Here is a 19,720-nt window from a genome sequence, read left to right on the forward strand (position 1 = left end):
CCGGAGCACACCCATGAAACCCATTCGGCTGATGGCCGGTTTCTTTACCGTCGGCATCTGGACCCTGCTTAGCAGGGTAATGGGTTTTGTGCGCGACATCATGATTGCCGCCTTCCTTGGCACCGGCCCCGTGGCAGAGGCGTTTCTGATCGCCTTTTCGCTGCCAAATCTGTTCCGCCGCTTCTTTGCCGAAGGGGCTTTCAACATGGCCTTTGTGCCGATGTTTTCCAAGAAGCTCGAAGCGGATGAGGGCGCGCAAAAGTTTGCACAGGATGCGTTTGTCGCTTTAGCGGCAATCCTGACCGCCTTTACCGTGATCGGCGTCATTGTGATGCCGGTTTTGGTGACGATGATGGCCAGCGGCTATATCGGGTCAGAGCGGTTTGATCTGGCGGTCTATTTCGGACGCATCGCCTTTCCCTACATTCTGTTCATTTCGCTGGCAGCGCTTCTGTCCGGTGTGCTGAATGCAACAGGGCGCTTTGCGGCGGCGGCGGCGGCACCGGTTCTGCTGAACATCATTTTCATCACGGCAATTTTGTTGGCCGTGATTTTCGGGCAGGATGGGCCCGGCGAAATCGGCAGTGCGCTGGCCTATGCTGTGCCTGTGGCCGGGGTGGCGCAAATGGCCATGGTCTGGGTCGCGGCCAAGCGTGCCGGATACGCCCTGCACCCCGGCTGGCCCAAATTCACGCCTGAACTCAAGCGGCTGGCGATGATCGCCGCCCCTGCCGCGCTGGCGGGGGGCGTCTTGCAGATCAACTTGCTGGTCGGGCGTCAGGTTGCCAGCTTCTTTGACGGGGCTGTGGCATGGCTGAATTATGCGGACCGGCTGTATCAATTGCCGCTTGGCGTGGTCGGGATCGCCATTGGTGTCGTTTTGTTGCCCGACCTGTCCCGCCGTCTTCGTGCAGGTGACGACAACGGGGGCCGCGACGCCTTCAACCGCGCCTGCGAATTCTGTCTGGCGCTGACGGTACCCGCGGCGGCTGCACTATTGGCCATCCCCGATGCGCTTGTTTCAACCTTGTTTGAACGCGGGGCCTTTACCGCAGAGGATACGGCAGCCACGGCCCTTGCGGTGGCAATCTATGGGTTGGGGTTGCCCGCATTTGTGATGCAAAAGACGTTGCAACCGCTTTATTTCGCGCGCGAAGACACCAAGCGGCCATTCTATTTTGCGGTCGCCGCGATGTTCTTGAACGCAGGTTTGGCTGTCGGGCTGTCGCCGATCATCGGGTTCACTGCGGCCGCAGTTGGCACCACCGTGACAGGCTGGGCCATGGCGCTGCTGCTTTGGGTCGGGTCGCGCAACATGGGGAACGCGGCACGGTTTGACGCGCGCCTGATCCGCCGTGTCTGGCGCATTTGCACAGCGGCGGCGGCAATGGGCTTGCTCTTGTGGCTGATCCCGCCGCTGCCGTTGCCGCGCGGGATTGAACTGTGCGTCCTGGTGACCGTCGGCATCGTCAGTTACTTCGGCATAGGCCATCTGATCGGGGCGTTCCGCCTGTCAGAGTTCAGATCAGCCCTGCGCCGCTAGGGCCGTTGCCGCATCCGCGCGACGAACGACGTCCACCCGCCGGGCGCAAGCAGCACCGAAACAGAAAAACCCGCCACAAAAGCCCCGACCTCGGCCACCCACGTGGGCCAGCCATTGGACGCTTGCCCCATCACGACGATCACGACGGTAAAGATTAACTGAATGGCAATCAGCACCCCGATCAGACGGAAGGCCAGCAACTGGTTCGATCCCGCTTTGCCCAGCCGCATCCACAGCACATAGGTGTAAGCCCCAATCAGCCCGAAAACCGGCGGATAAGCCCCCAGCAGGGCCAGCCCCTTTGGAAAGACCAACGCATAGGCAACAGCCCCCACCACAGCAGTCAGCACAAAGATACAGGCAAACTGCAAGGCGCCGTAAAATTCACTGACGAACTTGCCCAGTGCAAGGATCAGCGCCGACGCAAAAAGCGCCGGTGCCATGCCCTGATTGATGAAGGGATAGGTGAAAAAGGTCCAGATCGCGGACAGCGCATAGTCTTTGCGCACAAAGATCCGCTCCAGCGTGCCGGGGTCAAAGGCAAACGCGTTGTAGGCATCCAGCCGCCAGCGCACCGCGCTGTTGGATGAAATGATCTGCCGATCCGCCAGTGAAAACGCCACTTCAATCCCTAACATCGCAAGAGAGGTCAGCACGACGATAAATGCAATCGGGTTCACCGGGCTTTCGGGTTTTGGATCTTCGAGGGTCATGCGTGGCTGCTTTGCGGGCTGTTGAAGTTGACGAGGCTCTCTGGCAGGGGTAAGCGAGCATTGCCCCGAAATCCAGCCCCGGACATGATGATGACTGAAACAGCTTTTACCCCTCGCGTATTCTCTGGGATCAAACCCTCGGGTGGGCTTCAGCTTGGCAACTATCTGGGCGCGATCAAACGGTTTGTCGGCATGCAGGGCGAGATGGAGACGGTCTATTGCGTTGTCGATCTGCACGCCATCACGGTCTGGCAGGACCCTGCCGAACTGGCCAGCGCCACGCGTGAGGTGGCCGCAGGTTATCTGGCAGCGGGCCTCGATCCGACAAAATCGATCTTGTTCAATCAAAGTCAGGTGTCCGCGCACGCGGAACTGGGCTGGATTTTCAATTGCGTGGCCCGCGTCGGCTGGATGAACCGGATGACCCAGTTCAAGGACAAGGCAGGTGCAAATGCCGAAAAGGTATCGCTTGGGCTATATGCCTATCCATCACTGATGGCCGCCGACATCCTGCTGTATCACGCGACCCATGTACCGGTGGGCGAGGATCAGAAACAGCATGTGGAACTGACCCGCGATATCGCGGCCAAGTTCAACCATGATTACAAACAGGATTTCTTTCCAATCACGGAACCAGTGACCGAAGGCCCGGCCACGCGCATCATGAACCTGCGCGACGGCACCAAAAAGATGTCCAAGTCCGGCGAAAGCGACATGGAACGCATCAACATGACCGACAAGGCCGAAGTGATCGCCAAGAAGTTCAAAAAGGCGAAGACCGACCCGGAACCGCTGCCCGAAACAGTCGAAGGGCTGGCAGGCAGACCCGAAGCGCGCAATCTGGTCGATATCTATGCTGCCCTGAATGACACCACACCCGAGGCCGTCATTGCAGAATATGCCGGTGCGGGCTGGGGGCGTTTCAAACCGGCGCTGGCTGACCTTGCAGTCGCCAAACTCAGCCCGATCGCAGATGAGATGGCCCGCCTGATGGATGATCCGGCCGAGATTGACCGTGTGCTGGCAGACGGGTCCGCGCGCGCGCGTGAGATCGCGAACCCAATTCTACAAAAGACCTACGATATCGTCGGGCTTTTGCGATCCTGACACGCAACATTCGGTCGCTCGCCCACGAGGATCGTGTCAATGATCGTGCTGAGAAGTTCACCACGTCCGTTGGTGCCGGACTTGCGATAGATCGCGTTCAGTTGTGCCTTGACCGTCCCCTACGCGCAGCCGCGAACAGATGCGATTTCAGCTATGTCCAGAGTCCAGACCTTTGACACGGAATGTCGCGATATCCGTTTCTGACGGTGACAATTTCCACTGAATGAAATGTGAGACGATCACATCCTGCATTTCCGCGCTGGCGATATGCAACCCCTGTTCAAGCCGCGCCTTTTTTGGCGCAACAACGAAAGCAGATACCGCGTCTCGAACAAGATCGCGGCAAACATGCTGAGTTACGCAATCGCTTCGATCACCAGATGGAAAGGGAAACCGGCACTTTCCGGCGACTCGCCCATGTCGGCGATGACATCTGTCAGAAAGAAGACGGCACAGAACATTTGCACGGCCAACAACAAGGACAAACCAACCGGTACCTTAGGGTTGTTTTCAATACGTAGCGCCATCAACATGCGTTCAGCGCGCCGGAATGTATTTGTAGCCCCTTATCATCGCTTTTGGCAGGTTCACGCCTGTGCGTCTGCTTTCATAAAACACAGCGGCGATATTCAGCAGGACTGAAATCTCTGTCCAGTGCACCGCGAATTCATGCACGGTTTCAGGCCACTCGACGCCCCAAAACATGTCCGTTGTCATCAGATACCCCGACAGTCCCACAACCAACAGTGCCAACAACAGAGTATAAATCATCAGCGCACCAAGCGGTGTGTGGCCCACGTGTACCTTGCCGCCTCTGCCCGTCAATTCAGCGATTTGCTCTTTGGCCCCCCAGCACTTGGCGGAAAGCCTGAAAAGCGCGCGTATGTGCTGCCTAAAAAGCCCCGGACGATGCGGACCACGAGCAGTCCGACAACGGCGTAGCCAACCCATTCATGCAGATTACCGTCATAATCGATCACCAGCGCATTTGCGCCAAAAGGCCAACACCAATGACCAATGACCAATGACCAATGACCAATGACCAATGAAACACCCCCACGAGCGGGTCCCATACCTTGATGCGATGCATGTCTTGTTCCTGTGCTTAGAATAGTGAACGGGCGATGAGTAACGCCGCCCGTCAAAGGTCTGTTTTCAGCTCTGCGCTCAATCGCTGCTGGATCGCAGATGCCGCCAGATCTGGGGGGGCCACAGTTGCAAATTCGGGATATGGCCCCTTTGTTGTCTAAGATTGCAGCTACGGTTTAGAGTCCGTGGCTTCACCAGTCCTGTCCGGTCGCTCAGGTCTGCTTTACCTGCCCGCTTGCCCGCCATAAGCTGTGTGAAAAGAGGGGGAACAGATGGCAACCGGCACTCATATTCGCACTTATTTTAATGGCGCATGGCATGATGGCGACGTGCCGATCATGCGCGCTGCCGATCATGGGGCATGGCTGGGATCAACGGTGTTTGACGGAGCGCGCTATGTGAACGGGCTGGCGCCTGACCTTGATCTGCATTGCGCCCGTGTAAATCATTCTGCCAAGGCCCTGATGATCACACCCACGGTCAGCACAGACGACATGATTGCCATCGCCCGCGAAGGGCTTGCCCGCTATAACAGGAACGCGGCAGTCTACATCAGGCCGATGTATTGGGGTATTGCCGGTGACGCGACTGCCATTGTGCCTAGCCCCGACAGCACCGGATTTGCGCTCTGTCTGGAAGAAATACCTTTTGCTCCGGACACAGCCAGCACAACCCTTGGCCTGACCCGGTTCCGCCGCCCTGTCATGGAAGATGCCGTCGTCAATGCCAAGGCGGGGTGTCTGTATCCAAACAACGCGCGGATGTTGGCCGAAGTGCGCGCGCGCGGATTTGGCAATGCACTGGTGGCCGATGCCATGGGTAATGTTGCTGAAACGGCGACTGCCAATATCTTTATGGTCAAGGACGGTGAAGTCATGACCCCGATAGCAAACGGCACCTTCCTTGCCGGGATCACCCGCGCCCGGCACATCGCCAACCTGAAAGCCGACGGGGTACATGTGCACCAGACTGTGCTGACATTCGACGATTTTCACAATGCCGACGAAGTATTCATGTCTGGCAACATGTCAAAAGTGACCCCTGTCACTGCCTTTGAGGACACGCAATATCAGGTCGGCCCGGTGACCCGCCGCGTTCGCGAGATGTACTGGGACTGGGCCGCATCCAACGGCTGATGCTGGCTGTTTGACCGCAACCGCAGACTTCGTCTTTCATTAGCCCGTTGCCAGTCGCGCACTGATCCTCCAATAATGCGAACAATAGGGAGAATAGTTATGCGCAAATTTTTGGTCGTGCTGGATGATAGCCGCGAATGCCTGAATGCAATGCGCTTTGCGGCGATGCGGGCTGCACACTCGGGCGGAGGTGTGACAGTCTTGTCGATTATCCCGCCCGATGAGTTCAATCACTGGATTGGCGTCGGAGAGATCATGCGCGCCGAAGCCCGCGAGCGGATCGAAGTGCATTTCGAGGTCTTTGCGAAATGGATGCGTGATAAGCAGGGCGTACACCCCGAACTGGTGATCCGCGAAGGCGAGGCTTTGACGGAGATCATCGCACATATCAACGATGATAGTGAAATCGGCGTGCTGGTTCTGGGTGCAGGTACCGACAACAAAGGCCCTGGCCCCCTGATTACGCATCTGTCGCGGCAAGCAGGCACCCTGCCTATTCCCATCACCATCGTGCCGGGCGACTTGCCCAAAGAACGTCTGGAAGCGATCACCTGATTGGGCGACGACATGAGGCGACTCATGTCGCCCTTTTGGCAAATTGCCTGCTTTTTGCGGTCTGAACGGTGCCATTCCCGTGAATTGACCGAAATAATGGGCCATCACGCAAATGCGTGCGGCTGTAATTTGTGAACAGCGACTTGGCTGCGGGGCCGTTTTGACCAAGGCCAGAGGCCGTGGGCGCACCGAAGGCGGGGTCTATCTGTGCACGGGCGCACGCAAGCGCCGGACGGTCAACGCAGCGTTCATGTCAAGCACCAGACATCATCACATTTGTCACCATTTTCGTGATGGCGCAGGCCCTACCCAAACCCCCGTCGCGTGGCAATCTTTGTCTCATCAAACGCACCGCAGAGACTTTCTGCAATCCGCGAAAACCGCTCTGATGAGTAAACGAAAGGAAACCACTCATGTCTATCAAGACTCTGATCCTCGCCGCCGCAGCCGCAACGGTCACCGCATCAGCAGGTGCCGCCGATACATATTTCGAGGTTGGTCCAAACCTTGAAGCGGGCGACATTCTTGAACTGGGGCTGATCACAGCCGATGGCAAAGGCATCGTCGAAATCTATGACTTCAGGACTGGCACCCAAGGCAAACTGTTGGGCACACAGTCACTGAACGCAGGCGCCAACCCGGACGTGCGGGTAAAAACCGGCCTGCCCGCAACCGGCAATGTTCTGGCTGTGGTCAAAGTTGACGGCGCAACTGCCGCGACAAAGTCATTCTACATCTACTAAAACATCTGCCCGGTCCGGCTGCATACCAGACCGGGCGCTCAATTTCCTTCCCTCGTGAAAAGCCGTGACCCCCTTGTGGTTGCGGCTTTTTCCACTTTAGAACCATTCCAAACACTTGACTTGAACGCATCACAGGCGCATATCTAAAGCCTGACAAAAAAGGTTGGCCCCATGTTTATTCAGACTGAATCGACCCCGAATCCTGCGACCCTGAAATTTCTGCCCGGTCAGAATGTGTTAGAGGTTGGCACTGCTGATTTTCCCACCGCTGAAGCGGCGGAGAACTCGCCGCTTGCGCAACGCGTTTTTGCGACAGGCGGGGTGACTGGCGTGTTCTTTGGTATGGATTTCGTCACCGTGACCAAGGCTGATGATGTAGAATGGGACCATATCAAACCCGGTATTCTGGGCGCGATCATGGAACATTACCAATCCGGCCAACCGGTAATGGCCGAAGATCACAAGCCTGCCAGTGGCCACGCCGAACATACAGGCGAAGACGGCGAAATCGTAGGCCAGATCAAGGAACTGCTTGATACGCGCGTGCGCCCCGCAGTGGCACAAGACGGCGGCGACATCACGTTCCACAGGTTTGACCGCGGCATCGTTTATCTGCACATGCAAGGCGCTTGCGCGGGTTGCCCGTCATCGACCCTGACTTTGAAGATGGGCATCGAAAATCTGCTGCGTCACTATATCCCAGAGGTGGTCGAGGTGCGCCCGGTTGCGGCCTGAATCCAAGCTCATTGCAGATGAAGGGTCGGCGGCACGATGTGCCGCTGCGTTGCTTTTTAGGGGATGATATCATCCATGACACCCGACGCGCTGGCGGCCCTCTACGGCGCTGCATTTCCTGACACACGCGGTTGGTCGGCCAGCGAATTTGAAAATCTGCTTGGCCAAAGCGGCGTAACCCTTTGCACGGACGGGCAGGCGTTTGCACTGTTTCGGGTCACGGTGGATGAAGCTGAACTTTTGACCATTGCGACCCACCCGACCGCCCGTCGGCAAGGTTTGGCAAGCGCCCTGCTAACCCGCGCAGAGGAAAGCGCCACACGCCAAGGCGCTACACAGATGTTTCTGGAAGTGGCCGAGGATAATGCAGCCGCCCGCGCACTTTACGTTGCGGCAAGCTACGTCACCATCGGAATGCGCCCCGGTTATTACCGCCGAGAGTGGAAATCGCCCGTGACGGCCTTAATCCTTGGGAAACAACTCGTAGCGGCGCAATCATAGTCAAAACCTAAATATTGTGCAGATGACCCTCCGTCGGTCGTTAAATCATCAAGAATCGGTTGATCTTCCCTGCCGGTAAGGGCCTTATCAGGCATGGAACCGGCGAAGACCGGCTCGATTTTGTTTTGGGTGGCAACGATTGGTCATGCGCCGCCTTTTTGTTCAACGACTTGGGAGACATGAAATGACCCTTATGCAAAAAATGCTTGGCGCATCTGCCGCATTGGCTTTGACTGCCGGCACAGCGGTGGCAGATCCAGCCATTCTGTTTGATCTTGGCGGCAAGTTCGACAAATCCTTCAACGAAAGCGCCTACAACGGTGCGCAGCGTTGGGCCGAAGAAACCGGCGGCAGCTATGCCGAAGTTGAGATCCAGTCTGACGCGCAGCGCGAGCAGGCGATCCGCCGTTTTGCTGAATCAGGTGCGAACCCGATTGTCATGGCTGGTTTTTCGTGGGCAACGCCACTGGGCGAAGTTGCCGCTGATTATCCTGACACCAAATTTGCCATCATTGACATGGTTGTTGATGCGCCCAACGTCCGGTCGGTCGTTTTCAACGAACATGAAGGGTCTTACCTTGTCGGCATGATGGCCGCGATGGCGTCTGAATCCGGCACGGTGTCGTTCATCGGCGGTATGGATATCCCGCTGATCCGCAAATTTGCCTGTGGCTACGCGCAAGGCGCCAAGGCCGTGAACCCGGATGCAACCGTCATCGCCAATATGACCGGCACAACACCAGCCGCATGGAACGATCCGGTCAAAGGCTCTGAATTGACACTGGCCCAGATCAGCCAGGGCTCGGACGTGGTATATGCTGCGGCTGGCGGGACTGGCGTAGGCGTTCTGCAGACAGCTGCTGATAGCGAAATCCTGTCGATCGGCGTTGATGCGAACCAGAACTACCTGCACCCCGGCAAGGTTCTGACATCGATGCTCAAGCGCGTCGACAATGCTGTTTACGATGCATTTACCCAAGGCGAGGCGCTGGAAACAGGCTTTAACGTCATGGGTGTGGGCAACGCAGGCGTGGGCTACGCGCTGGACGAATTCAACGCGCCACTGGTCAGTGATGAAATGAAGGCCGCAGTGGATGATGCCGCCGCCAAGATCGCGGCTGGCGAACTGGCCGTGCATGACTACACAAGCGACGAATCCTGCCCGGCGCTTAATTTCTAAAGCTGCCAGTCAGGCCAAAGAAAAAAGGGCCGCGCTGGAAACAGTCGCGGCCCTTTTGCATAACGAGGGAGCAGATCATGACCGATAAGACGGAAGCATTCTTTGAAGCATGGGGCATGACGGACGCAGCCGATCGCCTTGCAGCCTTGCAAGCGGCAGTGACCTCGGATGCCAGCTACGCTGACCCGCGCACAGACGCCCCTTTATCCGGCCCTGAAGCTATCGCCGCGTATGTCGGCATGTTCAGCCAAGCTGCCCCCGGCGCGGTTGCCGAGGTCGTCCACACAGACACCCGCGACGGCGTGACCCGTGCAACAATTGCATTCAAGATGCCAAACGGTATGGAACAGATGGGCCAGTATTTCATCGAACACGATGCTGTTGGCCTGATCTGCCGGATGGTTGGATTTGTAGGAACCGGAACCCCCACATGACTGAAGTCGCCCCCGCTATTGAACTCAAAGGTATATCAAAGGCGTTTGGCCCGGTGCAGGCCAACAAGGATATTTCCATCCGTGTCATGCCCGGCACCATCCACGGCATTATTGGAGAGAACGGCGCTGGAAAGTCCACGCTGATGTCGATCCTGTATGGTTTTTACAAAGCGGATGCGGGCGAAATCTATATCTCTGGCCAGAAAACGGCCATTCCGGATAGCCAAGCCGCGATTGCAGCCGGTATCGGCATGGTGTTCCAGCACTTCAAACTCGTCGAAAACTTCACTGTTCTGGAAAATGTGGTTCTGGGGGCGGAGGACAGCGGCCTGTTGCGCCCGTCACTTGCCCGCGCGCGGCGTGAACTCAAAAGCCTTGCCGACGAATATGAACTGAACGTAGACCCCGACGCCCTGATTGAAGAGGTCGGCGTGGGCATGCAGCAGCGCGTTGAAATCCTCAAGGCGCTTTACCGCAAGGCCGATATTCTGATCCTTGACGAACCGACCGGCGTGCTGACCCCCGCCGAGGCCGATCACCTTTTTCGCATCCTTGAAAACCTCAAGCGCGAGGGCAAGACGATCATCCTGATCACCCACAAACTGCGCGAAATCATGGAAATCACCGATACCGTCAGCGTCATGCGCCGCGGCGAGATGACGGCGACGGTCAAGACAGTCGACACAAGCCCCGCGGAACTGGCCGAACTGATGGTGGGGCGCAAGGTGCTTTTGCGGGTCGACAAGGCGCCCGCGCAGGTGGGTGAGAAAACTCTTGAAGTCACGAACCTGAATGTGACTGACAGCAAGGGTGTGCACCGCGTCAAAGACGTCAGCTTTGATGTTCATGCCGGCGAGATTCTGGGCATCGCCGGTGTCGCCGGTAACGGGCAGTCCGAATTACTTGAGGTTTTGGGCGGATATGAAAAGGCCACCGGTTCAATCCGCATCAACGGAGAGGAACTTGACCTGACAGGTGCTAAGTCGGATGGCCAGAGCAGACGTGCCAAAGGCATTGGCCATGTGCCCGAAGACCGGCAGCGCGAAGGGCTGATCATGGATTTCCATGCGTGGGAAAACACCGTATTTGGCTATCATCATGATGCCCGCTATCAGCGATCACGGCTGTTTATGGATAATGCGGCCATCAAAGAGGATACCATCGGCAAGATGGCCCGTTTCGACGTCCGCCCGCCAGACCCGAACCTTGCCGCGAAAAGCTTTTCCGGCGGCAACCAGCAGAAAATCGTGCTCGCCCGCGAGATCGAGCGCAACCCCGACCTGCTGCTGATCGGCCAGCCCACACGCGGGGTGGACATTGGGGCGATTGAATTCATCCACCAGCAGATTGTTGCATTAAGGGATCAGGGCAAAGCAATTTTGTTGGTTTCCGTGGAGTTGGAAGAAATTCTGTCACTGTCAGATCGCATCGCCGTTATGTTCGACGGAAAAATAATGGGCGAGCGGATGCCACTACAAACGGACGAAAAAGAACTGGGCCTGCTCATGGCCGGGATGAGCACGGAGGCCGCGTAAGTCATGGATGTCATGCCAAAATGGGCCGATGTGATCCTGATCCCGCTGATTTCGATCCTGCTGGCTGCCATCCTGTCGGCGCTTGTGATCCTTGCCATCGGGGAAAACCCGTGGGCGGCGCTGAAACTAATGGTGCAGGGCGCGCTGGGGTCTACCTATGGCTGGGGTTACACGCTGTATTATGCGACCAACTTCATCTTTACCGGGCTGGCCGTATCCATCGCCTTTCACGCGCGCATGTTCAACATTGGCGGCGAAGGTCAGGCGTTGCTGGGCGGCTTGGGCGTGGCAATCGCCTGTCTGTACATCCCATGGCCGCATTGGTCGCTCGCGCTGCTGGGCGCATCCGCGATGGCTGCATTGTTTGGGGCCGCATGGGCGGCGATCCCCGCCTTTTTGCAGGCCAAACGCGGCAGCCATATCGTTATTACTACGATCATGTTCAACTTTATCGCCGCTGCGTTGCTGAATTACTTTCTGATTGGTGCGCTGAAAGTTCCTGGCTCGATGGAACCTGCGTCGGCCAAGTTCCCCGAACCCACGCACCTGCCATCGTTTCAGGATATGTTCAGCTTTGGCGAGGCAACGCTATTTCGTGGCGCACCCGCGAATGTCACGTTCTTTGTGGGTATCGCGGCCTGCATCGCCCTTTGGGCGCTGATCTGGCGGACGCGGTTGGGCTATGAAATCCGGTCATTCGGCCATTCGGAGTCAGCGGCCAAATATGCGGGTATCAGCCCGACCAAAATCATCATGGTTTCCATGCTTATCTCAGGCGGACTTGCCGGCATGATGGCCATCAACAATGTCCAGGGCGAGGCCGAACGGCTGGTCCTGAACGCAGTCGAGGGCGCCGGTTTCATCGGTATTGCCGTCGCACTTATGGGGCGCAGCCATCCTTTCGGGGTATTGCTGGCGGCCCTTCTTTTCGGCTTTCTATATCAAGGCGGCGCAGAACTCGCCCTATGGACGTCGATCCCCCGTGAATTGATCATCGTAATACAGGCATTGGTGATCCTGTTCACGGGCGCACTGGATAACATGGTGCGGATGCCGCTTGAGCGGCTGTTTCTATCATTGAGGAGAGCAAGACAATGACAATGGCAGGACCATTCAAAATAGGTGTCGAAGATGACACCGGCGCCGATCTGGGCTTTGTGCTCAGCTGTTTGGCGTTTGGCATTATCACGATGGACGAACTGCACCAGTGGATCCATCATGTGATCGCGCAAACACCTGGCGGCGATGTACCGCCGCATCTGGTGGCACTTCTGGCGTTGAAAAAGCCTGCAAGTGTTTTCCGCCCGAACGAAGCTGTAATGCATCGTATCCCGCATGATCCGTTCATTACCGACGAGCGGTTTGATGCGATGCTGGGGTTGCAGTTCTTCTTGCGCCGGGACCGGACACAAGCGGTCGATATCACCCAATCCGAGGCCGAAGAGGCCCTGCGCCGGAACCCCGAAGTGGCGAACCGCTTTTTCGATCTGTTCCCCTTCCTGATGGAGAAAGTAGACTAAACCATGGATTTTGGGACGCTGCTGCAAATGCTGGACGCCACCGTGCGTCTGGCAACCCCGCTTTTGCTGGCCTGTCTGGCAGGACTCTTTTCAGAGCGGGCCGGTATCTTTGATATCGGACTGGAAGGCAAAATGCTGGCAGCAGCGTTCTTGTCCGCAGCGATTGCTGCGGTCACGGGGAACGTCTGGCTGGGGCTATTGGCAGGTATCGGCGCGTCGATGGTGCTTTCCGCGATCCACGGGCTTGCCTCGATTACCTTTCGGGGCAACCAGTTGATTTCGGGCGTTGCGATCAATTTTCTGGCCGCAGGGCTGACTGTCGTTATCGCCCAAAGCTGGTTTCGGCAAGGCGGGCGCACACCGCAACTGTCCGGCGATGGGCGCTTTAACCCCATCACCCTGCCCTTTGCTGAAGCCTTGCGCGATGTCCCCATCATTGGCCCGATCTATTACGAACTGATTTCCGGCCATACCCCCCTTGTCTATATCGCGATCCTGATGGTCCCGCTCACGTGGTGGGTGCTCTTCCGGACCCGTTTTGGCCTGCGCCTGCGGGCGGTCGGTGAAAACCCGGCTGCTGTGGATACAGCAGGCGTGTCAGTGATTTTCCTGCGTTTTTCTGCCGTTGCGATTTGCGGTGTGCTTTGCGGCATTGCAGGTGCCTATCTTGCCACGGCATTGCAGGCGGGCTTTGTCAAAGACATGAGCGCCGGTCGCGGCTACATCGCGCTGGCTGCGTTGATTTTTGCCAAATGGCGGCCGTGGTATGCGCTTTATGCCTGTCTGCTGTTCGGTTTCCTCCAAGCCATGGCCCTGCGGTCCGACGTAATCGAAGGCGTCATCGGATTTGCAGTCAACGGTCAGTTGCTTGACGTACTGCCCTATATCCTGACCGTCATCATTCTGGCCGGTTTTGTCGGCAAGGCAATCCCGCCACGCGCAGGGGGCGCACCCTATGTCAAAGAACGCTAAGGCGCTTGCCAACCAGATCCGCGCCACAGCAGGTGCTGCACCTGTTCGTGTCGGTCTGATCCTTGGGTCCGGCCTGGGCCATATTGCCGATGCGGTTGATGGCGTGGCGATTCCTTACGGCTACCTGCCCGGCTTTCCCCATGCGGGCGTGTCCGGGCACAACCCAAACCTTGTGGTCGGTGATTTCGAAGGAGTGCGTGTTGCGGTCTTTGGTGGGCGATCGCATTATTACGAACACGGCAAAGCCGACGCAATGCGCCTGCCCCTTGAAGTACTCAGGGAACTGGGTGCTGATACGATGATTGCAACCAATGCGGCGGGCTCCATGCAGGCGGATATGCCCACCGGATCAATCATGTGCCTTTCGGACCACATCAATTTTTCGGGCCTGAACCCGTTGATTGGAGAACCCACCGATGCGCGGTTCGTGCCCATGAAAGACGCCTATGACCCCGACCTGCGCAAAGCCTTGCGCGCAGCGGCCACGGCGACTGACACAGAGATGGCCGACGGCGTCTATGCTTGGTATTCCGGCCCGTCGTTCGAAACGCCAGCCGAGATCAAGGCCATCGCCATGCTGGGCGCGGATGCTGTCGGCATGTCCACGGTGCCCGAAGTGATCCTTGCGCGTTTTCTGGGGCTCAAAGCCGCCGCGATTTCGACTATTACCAATATGGCCGCAGGGATGAGCGACGAAAACATAAGCCATGAGCACACCAAAGCCATGGCGCCCATCGGGGCGGCAAAGCTGGAAAAAGTCCTGCGCCACACACTCGCGCATTTTTCTTAAGTCCAATTCAATAAGTCTGCTATATCCAAGTGGCTGATTTGCTGCATTTGCAGCATGAAATGGCCCGCACCATTTGACAGAACCGCCCGAAAGGTTTTTGTTGCTTTGCAGGGGCACAAGCGCCCGGATCAGTTCATGCAGATTTACCTTCCTATCGCCGAGGTTTCGGTGAATGCCTTCCTTTTACTTGGACTTGGCGGAATTGTGGGCATTTTGTCCGGTATGTTTGGTGTTGGCGGCGGCTTTCTGATGACGCCTCTGCTGTTCTTTATCGGCATTCCGCCGGCTGTTGCGGTTGCGACAGAAGCCAACCAGATCGTGGCATCTTCATTCTCCGGCGTGCTCGCCCACCTGAAACGCAAGACCGTCGACCTGAAAATGGGCATTGTCCTTTTGATTGGCGGGCTTGTCGGGTCGGCGCTGGGTATCCTGCTGTTCAATTACCTCAAGGCGTTGGGCCAGGTCGAGTTGCTGGTCCAACTGTGTTACGTCGTCTTTTTGGGGATGATTGGGGCGCTGATGTTTATCGAAAGCCTCAACGCGATCCGAAAAACCAAGAAGTCACCCGGTGCCGCACCAGCCCGTCGCAAACACAATTGGGTACATAACCTGCCCTTCAAGATGAAATTCCGAGTGTCCGGGCTTTATATCTCTGTCATTCCGCCGCTTTTGGTGGGGGTCCTTGTGGGGGTCCTTGCCGCTATCATGGGTGTGGGTGGCGGCTTTATCATGGTGCCTGCGATGATTTATCTGTTGGGTATGCCAACCAAGGTGGTCGTGGGCACGTCGCTTTTCCAGATCATCTTTGTGACAGCCTTTACAACCATGTTGCACGCCACGACGAACTACACCGTTGATGTTGTTCTGGCAGTTCTGTTGCTGGTCGGCGGCGTGATTGGCGCGCAGATCGGCACCCGGATCGGGGTAAAGATGAAAGCAGAGCAATTGCGCATCCTGCTTGCCATCATGGTGCTGGCGGTCTGTGGCAAGCTGGCGTTTGATTTGCTGGTCCAACCTTCCGAATTATATTCAATCGGCGCAGGAGGCCACTGATGCTGCGTCTGGCCACATTCTGTCTGCTTCTAGCCATGCCAGCGAGCGCCGAAGAAATCGTTCTGGGGCTCAGCCGTGACGAAGTCGCAATCACAGCCACTTTCGAGGGTTCTGAGATTGCCATCTTTGGTGCGATCAAACGCGAAGAACCCCTACCGACCGAGGGTGATTTGGGTGTCATTGTGACCGTTGCAGGGCCTGATATGCCAGTGACCGTTCGCCGCAAGGAACGCAGGCTTGGCATTTGGGTGAACACAGAAGCGGTAGATATTGACGTCGCGCCTTCATTCTACGCGGTTTCAACAAACCGGCCACTGGATGAAATCCTGTCCGACAGCGAAGATGTGAACACGCGGATCAGCACCCGCCGCGCAATTCGCTCTGTCGGCCCGTCAGAGCTTGGCAGCGATCAATTCACCAATGCGCTGGTCCGTATTCGCGCGGCCCAAGAACTGTACCAGACCATCCCCACCGGAGTCTGGGTCAAGGATGATACGCTGTTTCGCACGATCATCACCTTGCCTGCGAATCTGACAGAGGGTGATTACAAGGCCGAGATTTACCTGACCAGGGACGGCAGGATCATCGACCTTTATTCAGCAGTCATTCCGGTGAAAAAAGTCGGGCTGGAGCGCTGGCTTTATAACCTTGCCCATGATCAAGCGCCCATTTACGGGATCATGTCCCTGTCGATCGCGATTGCGGCGGGCTGGCTTGCCTCTGCTGCATTTTCGTTGCTGCGCCGCTAGATTTCCGGAATTACTGGTCCTCTGCGGTGAGTTCCAGCGCCGTTGGCGCCGCAGCCAGATCATCGATCCGTAACGCCCCGTGGGGTTTGGCCAACCTGTTGCGCACAACCCAACGCAACTGGTTTTCGGCACGCGTAATCGCAACATAGGTCAGCCGTTTCCAAAGTGGCTGCCCCGCCTCGACCCGGCCCATGCGAGAAGCTGCAAAGATGTCCGGCGCAAAGACCTGCACCGTGTCCCATTGCGACCCCTGCGCCTTGTGGATCGTCACGGCAGCCCCATGCAGGAACGTGGCCCCCATGCGGGCCGCAAAGGGAATGAAAGGCTCTGTATCGCCTTCCTGTTCGATTTTCACGATGCTTGCGACTCCGACCTGCGGATCTTCGGCGCCCATGACGAACAGTTTGGAAAATCCTGGCCGTTTGCCCGGCCCCAGATAGACCACCTGCGCGCCTTTGATCAGGCCGCGCGCCTCAAGATCAAGACGCTTTTTGCGGTGTTTCACCGGCAGTTCGATCCCATCGCAAATCAACGGCTCGCCCGCCAGCAGTTCATCTGGCGGCGCCCCAAATGCAGCGCGGAACGCATGGATCAGACGTATGCGCGTGGCATTGCGCCAGACCAGACAGGGTGAGCGCGCCATCAGGTCAGCCTCTACCCTTTGGGCCACGACGACCCGCTCATCGGTCTTGGCGGCATCTTCGACCATGCGCTCGAAGGCGTAGAAATCAACCTGCGGGTCGGCGAGCGCGTGAGCCAGATCAAGAATGGGATTGCCCGCGTCCTGCCGGTGAATCCGGTTCAGGGCCAAAACATGCTTTGGCGGAAGGGTTTCAAAGACCATCCCGCCAGACGACTGCACCGGCGGCAATTGTGCCGGATCGCCGAACAGCAGCAAGGTGGGAAAAATCTCTTTCAGATCTTCGAATTGCTTTTCATCCAGCATCGAACTTTCATCGACAAACCCGATGTCCAGCGGCTCTTCGCGCCGTTTCCAGCCCGTGATGAAATCGCTGCCACGCAATCCGGCTGCGGCAAGGGCGGCAGGTACTGATTTGTTGACGCGGTAGGATTCGAATGCGCGGTCCAGCGAAATATCGGTCAGCCCTTCAATTTCGGGGCGTTCACCCTGCCCTGCCAGCCACTCAGCGACCTTTTCATATTCGGGGTCATAAACCGGTGTGTAAAGAATACGGTGGATCGTCGTGGCCGGCACGCCGCGATTACGTAGCACGCTGGCGGCCTTGTTTGTGGGGGCAAGAATGGCAAGCGTGCGTCTGTCCTTACGTTTGCGCCCTTCCCAGTCGCCCGAGATCACGTCGACGCCCGCCTCTTCCAATGCCTTGTAGAGCCGGGCAAGCAGCATGGTCTTACCAGACCCCGCCTTGCCAATCACCGCCATTACCGAGGTGCTGTCAGACTTGGGCGGTGTGAGCAGACTGTCGTCCAGATCAATGCCCGACTGACGCAATGCAAGAGCGACGTTGTCCCAGGCTTCGGCCTGATCATCAGAGAATGTTATGGCAGGCATGTTCATGCCGTGACAGTATCCGGACCGTCACGGCGCTGCCAGCCAATTACGCAGCCACCGCCACCTGCTGGACCGTGCGCCCAAAAGAGCGGTCGAACCAATGTTCCGAGATTTCCGATGACAGGCCCGCGCGGCGCAACACCTTTGTGCGGTCTTCGGGCTTGAAAGCCCACAGGCCAACGCTGATTTTGTCGCGCCCTTCGCCCGCGCTGCCCAGCACCTCGGGTGACGCCCCGATCATCGAATAGATGCGCACCATGCGGGGGTCAAATACACCTAGCAGGTGCGTCAGTGAAAAGGCGCGCATCAACTCACCACCGGCCAGCATCATCGCTGCCGCAACCCGCGGATTCGATTTCTGCCCCAAGCAAAAGCGGGTGCATTCCCAGATGAACGGGCTGCAAATATCGGTCCCGTTCAACAGTTCGGCGAAATGGTCATTGACCATGGTGCGTTCTGTCGTGGGCAAAAACCGCATGGACCCACCGTGGCTGCCATCGGCATTTTCCCAAATGACATAAAGCGGGTTCATGTCGTCATACTCATCCCGCTCCCATCCGTTTTCATCAACGCTGACGGCCCATTTGAGCCGTGCGGAAAACTGGACTGCACGGTCAAGGTGCATAGAAGCCTGAAGTGCCGGATACTGTGCGAGGTCGTCTGCGTAAATGTAACGAAGCATATCTGCTGCCCTTTGCTGAATTTGCGATGGGTACAGATTATGGTTTCAATCCCTAACGAGGGATAAGACTGCCGTTCCAAGCGGGTAAGAGCTTTTTAACATCTGCTAGTTGGCAATTGATTTTGGTTTATCTGATTCTTCTTCGTCGCGGCCGGGCCATTGCCCCTGCGCCGCCCGTGCAGAGCCCCCGACGATGATCAGCCCCTCGGTGATGGCGCGCGCAACCGCGTGTGTCGTATTCAGCGCCGACAGTTTGAACCGGGCACTTTCGATATAGGCCCGCAAGGTATGTTCCGAGATACTCAGCAAATCCGCCACCTGTCCTCGGCTGTACCCCATGCCCAGATACGTCAGTGCATCCGTCTCTCTGGGCGACAAAGTCCGGATCGGTTCAGGTGCCCGTCCTTTTTCCAGTTGCAGCGCCTTGTTGTTCAGGTAGTGCGCAATCAAGATGAAATCGCGGCGATGCGTTTCCATAAATGCACTCCAACTGTCGTCGTCAGTCGTGTGCGATGCCGTCAGGACAGCCAATTGCCCGTTGGGGCCACGAATAGGAATGGAAAAACCCTGATTGCCAATCCCATGTGCAATTGCATCTGCGCTGAATGCGCGCGCTGCCTTTGATGACCAATCGAGCCTGCGCCAGTCAACCGGGTCAAATCGCCGAAAACAACCTACGATGACTGGATCAATCCGCAGATAGTCCATTTCAGTATAGCGTTTGGCCCACGCCGCGCTGAAAGTCCCAAAGCCGTAAGGCTCACCATCTGCACTGATCCAGTGATAGACAACATGATCGATCTCATAGCTGTCGCGCAGTGCAACAATGAGACCCTGTATCTGTTCAAGCGCGTCTGCCGCTTCCAGTGCTTGTAAGAATTGATCGAGTTCCAGCATAATCCCCTTGTGCTACCGGGGACGTGTCGTCAACTTTTGCGGCAATCTCTACCGAAGCAACCAGCGCAGTTTCTTCCAGTTGCGCCGCGAGCAAAGGAAGCTCGTTTTGCTTTGCGAAGGTTTTCAAATCTGCAAGTACGTCGATAATCCACTCTTGTCCCATGCACTATTTTCCTTAATAACCATTAACGAAGTGTTAATAAGTCATCGTAGCATGGGTGTTACAGGATTATTATTCGCATCTTCGGTCCCCCC

At 57.1% G+C, this 19,720-nt stretch carries 23 protein-coding genes; 16 read left to right on the top strand and 7 right to left on the bottom strand.

Features of this window, described 5'->3' with window-relative positions; translation table 11 throughout:
* The first annotated feature begins 13 nt into the window (after positions 1–13).
* A complete protein-coding gene (murJ, locus tag C8N45_RS09270) occupies positions 14–1,543 on the top strand; it encodes a murein biosynthesis integral membrane protein MurJ (RefSeq protein ID WP_108385955.1) in 1,530 nt (509 codons plus the stop codon).
* On the opposite strand, the gene C8N45_RS09275 is transcribed toward murJ, so the two are convergent.
* Positions 1,540–2,256, bottom strand: coding sequence for a rhomboid family intramembrane serine protease (locus C8N45_RS09275; RefSeq protein WP_108385956.1), 717 nt, complete (start codon positions 2,254–2,256; stop codon positions 1,540–1,542). The two genes, murJ and C8N45_RS09275, sit on opposite strands and share 4 nt — an antisense overlap.
* Before the next feature lie 90 nt (positions 2,257–2,346).
* Between C8N45_RS09275 and trpS the strand changes: the two genes are divergently transcribed.
* Positions 2,347–3,363, top strand: a complete 1,017-nt coding sequence (gene trpS, locus C8N45_RS09280) for a tryptophan--tRNA ligase (protein WP_108386080.1) — start codon at positions 2,347–2,349, stop codon at positions 3,361–3,363.
* 356 nt (positions 3,364–3,719) lie between these two features.
* Here trpS and C8N45_RS23615 read toward each other — a convergent pair whose 3' ends face one another.
* Entirely contained in the window at positions 3,720–3,890 is a 171-nt protein-coding gene (locus C8N45_RS23615) for a hypothetical protein (RefSeq protein ID WP_245882613.1), read from the bottom strand.
* Positions 3,891–3,900: 10 nt separating this feature from the next.
* Positions 3,901–4,188, bottom strand: a complete 288-nt coding sequence (locus C8N45_RS23620; protein WP_245882614.1) for a cytochrome b/b6 domain-containing protein — start codon at positions 4,186–4,188, stop codon at positions 3,901–3,903.
* 536 nt (positions 4,189–4,724) lie between these two features.
* Here C8N45_RS23620 and C8N45_RS09295 point away from each other — a divergent pair.
* The 14 genes from C8N45_RS09295 to C8N45_RS09360 all read left to right on the top strand — a co-directional run bounded on the left by C8N45_RS09295 (position 4,725) and on the right by C8N45_RS09360 (position 16,355).
* Entirely contained in the window at positions 4,725–5,588 is an 864-nt protein-coding gene (locus tag C8N45_RS09295; protein WP_108385957.1) for a branched-chain amino acid aminotransferase, read from the top strand.
* A gap of 99 nt (positions 5,589–5,687) precedes the next feature.
* The gene (locus C8N45_RS09300) at positions 5,688–6,143 is read left to right on the top strand and encodes a universal stress protein (RefSeq protein ID WP_108385958.1); all 456 of its coding nucleotides are present in this window, start codon (positions 5,688–5,690) and stop codon (positions 6,141–6,143) included.
* 413 nt (positions 6,144–6,556) lie between these two features.
* Positions 6,557–6,886, top strand: a complete 330-nt coding sequence (locus C8N45_RS09305) for a hypothetical protein (RefSeq protein WP_108385959.1) — start codon at positions 6,557–6,559, stop codon at positions 6,884–6,886.
* Between the two features lie 171 nt (positions 6,887–7,057).
* Entirely contained in the window at positions 7,058–7,621 is a 564-nt protein-coding gene (locus C8N45_RS09310; protein ID WP_108385960.1) for a NifU family protein, read from the top strand.
* A gap of 75 nt (positions 7,622–7,696) precedes the next feature.
* On the top strand, positions 7,697–8,122 hold the full coding sequence (locus C8N45_RS09315) for a GNAT family N-acetyltransferase (protein ID WP_108385961.1): 426 nt from the start codon (positions 7,697–7,699) through the stop codon (positions 8,120–8,122).
* Between the two features lie 184 nt (positions 8,123–8,306).
* The gene (locus C8N45_RS09320; protein WP_108385962.1) at positions 8,307–9,302 is read left to right on the top strand and encodes a BMP family lipoprotein; all 996 of its coding nucleotides are present in this window, start codon (positions 8,307–8,309) and stop codon (positions 9,300–9,302) included.
* A 77-nt stretch (positions 9,303–9,379) separates the two neighbouring features.
* A complete protein-coding gene (locus tag C8N45_RS09325) occupies positions 9,380–9,736 on the top strand; it encodes a nuclear transport factor 2 family protein (RefSeq protein WP_108385963.1) in 357 nt (118 codons plus the stop codon).
* The gene (locus C8N45_RS09330) at positions 9,733–11,271 is read left to right on the top strand and encodes an ABC transporter ATP-binding protein (RefSeq protein WP_108385964.1); all 1,539 of its coding nucleotides are present in this window, start codon (positions 9,733–9,735) and stop codon (positions 11,269–11,271) included. The genes C8N45_RS09325 and C8N45_RS09330 overlap by 4 nt, the downstream gene beginning before the upstream one ends.
* A gap of 3 nt (positions 11,272–11,274) precedes the next feature.
* On the top strand, positions 11,275–12,369 hold the full coding sequence (locus tag C8N45_RS09335) for an ABC transporter permease (RefSeq protein ID WP_108385965.1): 1,095 nt from the start codon (positions 11,275–11,277) through the stop codon (positions 12,367–12,369).
* Positions 12,366–12,791, top strand: coding sequence for a hypothetical protein (locus C8N45_RS09340; RefSeq protein WP_245882615.1), 426 nt, complete (start codon positions 12,366–12,368; stop codon positions 12,789–12,791). The genes C8N45_RS09335 and C8N45_RS09340 overlap by 4 nt, the downstream gene beginning before the upstream one ends.
* A 3-nt stretch (positions 12,792–12,794) precedes the next feature.
* Complete coding sequence (locus tag C8N45_RS09345; RefSeq protein ID WP_108385967.1) at positions 12,795–13,763, top strand: ABC transporter permease; 969 nt, start codon at positions 12,795–12,797, stop codon at positions 13,761–13,763.
* On the top strand, positions 13,747–14,553 hold the full coding sequence (locus C8N45_RS09350; RefSeq protein ID WP_108385968.1) for a purine-nucleoside phosphorylase: 807 nt from the start codon (positions 13,747–13,749) through the stop codon (positions 14,551–14,553). The genes C8N45_RS09345 and C8N45_RS09350 overlap by 17 nt, the downstream gene beginning before the upstream one ends.
* Before the next feature lie 135 nt (positions 14,554–14,688).
* Positions 14,689–15,606, top strand: coding sequence for a sulfite exporter TauE/SafE family protein (locus tag C8N45_RS09355; RefSeq protein ID WP_108386081.1), 918 nt, complete (start codon positions 14,689–14,691; stop codon positions 15,604–15,606).
* Entirely contained in the window at positions 15,606–16,355 is a 750-nt protein-coding gene (locus C8N45_RS09360) for a TIGR02186 family protein (protein ID WP_108385969.1), read from the top strand. The genes C8N45_RS09355 and C8N45_RS09360 overlap by 1 nt, the downstream gene beginning before the upstream one ends.
* A 10-nt stretch (positions 16,356–16,365) precedes the next feature.
* Here C8N45_RS09360 and C8N45_RS09365 read toward each other — a convergent pair whose 3' ends face one another.
* The 4 genes from C8N45_RS09365 to C8N45_RS23425 form a co-directional block, all read right to left on the bottom strand.
* A complete protein-coding gene (locus tag C8N45_RS09365; protein ID WP_108385970.1) occupies positions 16,366–17,892 on the bottom strand; it encodes an ATP-dependent DNA helicase in 1,527 nt (508 codons plus the stop codon).
* A gap of 40 nt (positions 17,893–17,932) precedes the next feature.
* The gene (locus tag C8N45_RS09370; RefSeq protein ID WP_108385971.1) at positions 17,933–18,568 is read right to left on the bottom strand and encodes an acyl-homoserine-lactone synthase; all 636 of its coding nucleotides are present in this window, start codon (positions 18,566–18,568) and stop codon (positions 17,933–17,935) included.
* A 105-nt stretch (positions 18,569–18,673) separates the two neighbouring features.
* Positions 18,674–19,465 carry a helix-turn-helix transcriptional regulator gene (locus C8N45_RS09375; RefSeq protein ID WP_108385972.1) on the bottom strand — a complete coding sequence of 264 codons (792 nt, stop codon included), beginning with the start codon at positions 19,463–19,465 and terminating at the stop codon, positions 18,674–18,676.
* On the bottom strand, positions 19,413–19,628 hold the full coding sequence (locus C8N45_RS23425; protein ID WP_108385973.1) for a hypothetical protein: 216 nt from the start codon (positions 19,626–19,628) through the stop codon (positions 19,413–19,415). The genes C8N45_RS09375 and C8N45_RS23425 overlap by 53 nt, the downstream gene beginning before the upstream one ends.
* Between the last annotated feature and the right edge of the window lie 92 nt (positions 19,629–19,720).

The organism is Yoonia sediminilitoris (assembly GCF_003058085.1).
Taxonomy (GTDB): domain Bacteria; phylum Pseudomonadota; class Alphaproteobacteria; order Rhodobacterales; family Rhodobacteraceae; genus Yoonia; species Yoonia sediminilitoris.

Coding starts and splice junctions, on each gene's coding strand:
- murJ (WP_108385955.1), top strand. CDS start 14: ATGAAACCCATTCGGCTGATGGCCGGTTTCTTTACCGTCGGCATCTGG.
- C8N45_RS09275 (WP_108385956.1), bottom strand. CDS start 2,256: ATGACCCTCGAAGATCCAAAACCCGAAAGCCCGGTGAACCCGATTGCA.
- trpS (WP_108386080.1), top strand. CDS start 2,347: ATGACTGAAACAGCTTTTACCCCTCGCGTATTCTCTGGGATCAAACCC.
- C8N45_RS23615 (WP_245882613.1), bottom strand. CDS start 3,890: ATGGCGCTACGTATTGAAAACAACCCTAAGGTACCGGTTGGTTTGTCC.
- C8N45_RS09295 (WP_108385957.1), top strand. CDS start 4,725: ATGGCAACCGGCACTCATATTCGCACTTATTTTAATGGCGCATGGCAT.
- C8N45_RS09300 (WP_108385958.1), top strand. CDS start 5,688: ATGCGCAAATTTTTGGTCGTGCTGGATGATAGCCGCGAATGCCTGAAT.
- C8N45_RS09305 (WP_108385959.1), top strand. CDS start 6,557: ATGTCTATCAAGACTCTGATCCTCGCCGCCGCAGCCGCAACGGTCACC.
- C8N45_RS09310 (WP_108385960.1), top strand. CDS start 7,058: ATGTTTATTCAGACTGAATCGACCCCGAATCCTGCGACCCTGAAATTT.
- C8N45_RS09315 (WP_108385961.1), top strand. CDS start 7,697: ATGACACCCGACGCGCTGGCGGCCCTCTACGGCGCTGCATTTCCTGAC.
- C8N45_RS09320 (WP_108385962.1), top strand. CDS start 8,307: ATGACCCTTATGCAAAAAATGCTTGGCGCATCTGCCGCATTGGCTTTG.
- C8N45_RS09325 (WP_108385963.1), top strand. CDS start 9,380: ATGACCGATAAGACGGAAGCATTCTTTGAAGCATGGGGCATGACGGAC.
- C8N45_RS09330 (WP_108385964.1), top strand. CDS start 9,733: ATGACTGAAGTCGCCCCCGCTATTGAACTCAAAGGTATATCAAAGGCG.
- C8N45_RS09335 (WP_108385965.1), top strand. CDS start 11,275: ATGGATGTCATGCCAAAATGGGCCGATGTGATCCTGATCCCGCTGATT.
- C8N45_RS09340 (WP_245882615.1), top strand. CDS start 12,366: ATGACAATGGCAGGACCATTCAAAATAGGTGTCGAAGATGACACCGGC.
- C8N45_RS09345 (WP_108385967.1), top strand. CDS start 12,795: ATGGATTTTGGGACGCTGCTGCAAATGCTGGACGCCACCGTGCGTCTG.
- C8N45_RS09350 (WP_108385968.1), top strand. CDS start 13,747: ATGTCAAAGAACGCTAAGGCGCTTGCCAACCAGATCCGCGCCACAGCA.
- C8N45_RS09355 (WP_108386081.1), top strand. CDS start 14,689: ATGCAGATTTACCTTCCTATCGCCGAGGTTTCGGTGAATGCCTTCCTT.
- C8N45_RS09360 (WP_108385969.1), top strand. CDS start 15,606: ATGCTGCGTCTGGCCACATTCTGTCTGCTTCTAGCCATGCCAGCGAGC.
- C8N45_RS09365 (WP_108385970.1), bottom strand. CDS start 17,892: ATGAACATGCCTGCCATAACATTCTCTGATGATCAGGCCGAAGCCTGG.
- C8N45_RS09370 (WP_108385971.1), bottom strand. CDS start 18,568: ATGCTTCGTTACATTTACGCAGACGACCTCGCACAGTATCCGGCACTT.
- C8N45_RS09375 (WP_108385972.1), bottom strand. CDS start 19,465: ATGCTGGAACTCGATCAATTCTTACAAGCACTGGAAGCGGCAGACGCG.
- C8N45_RS23425 (WP_108385973.1), bottom strand. CDS start 19,628: ATGGGACAAGAGTGGATTATCGACGTACTTGCAGATTTGAAAACCTTC.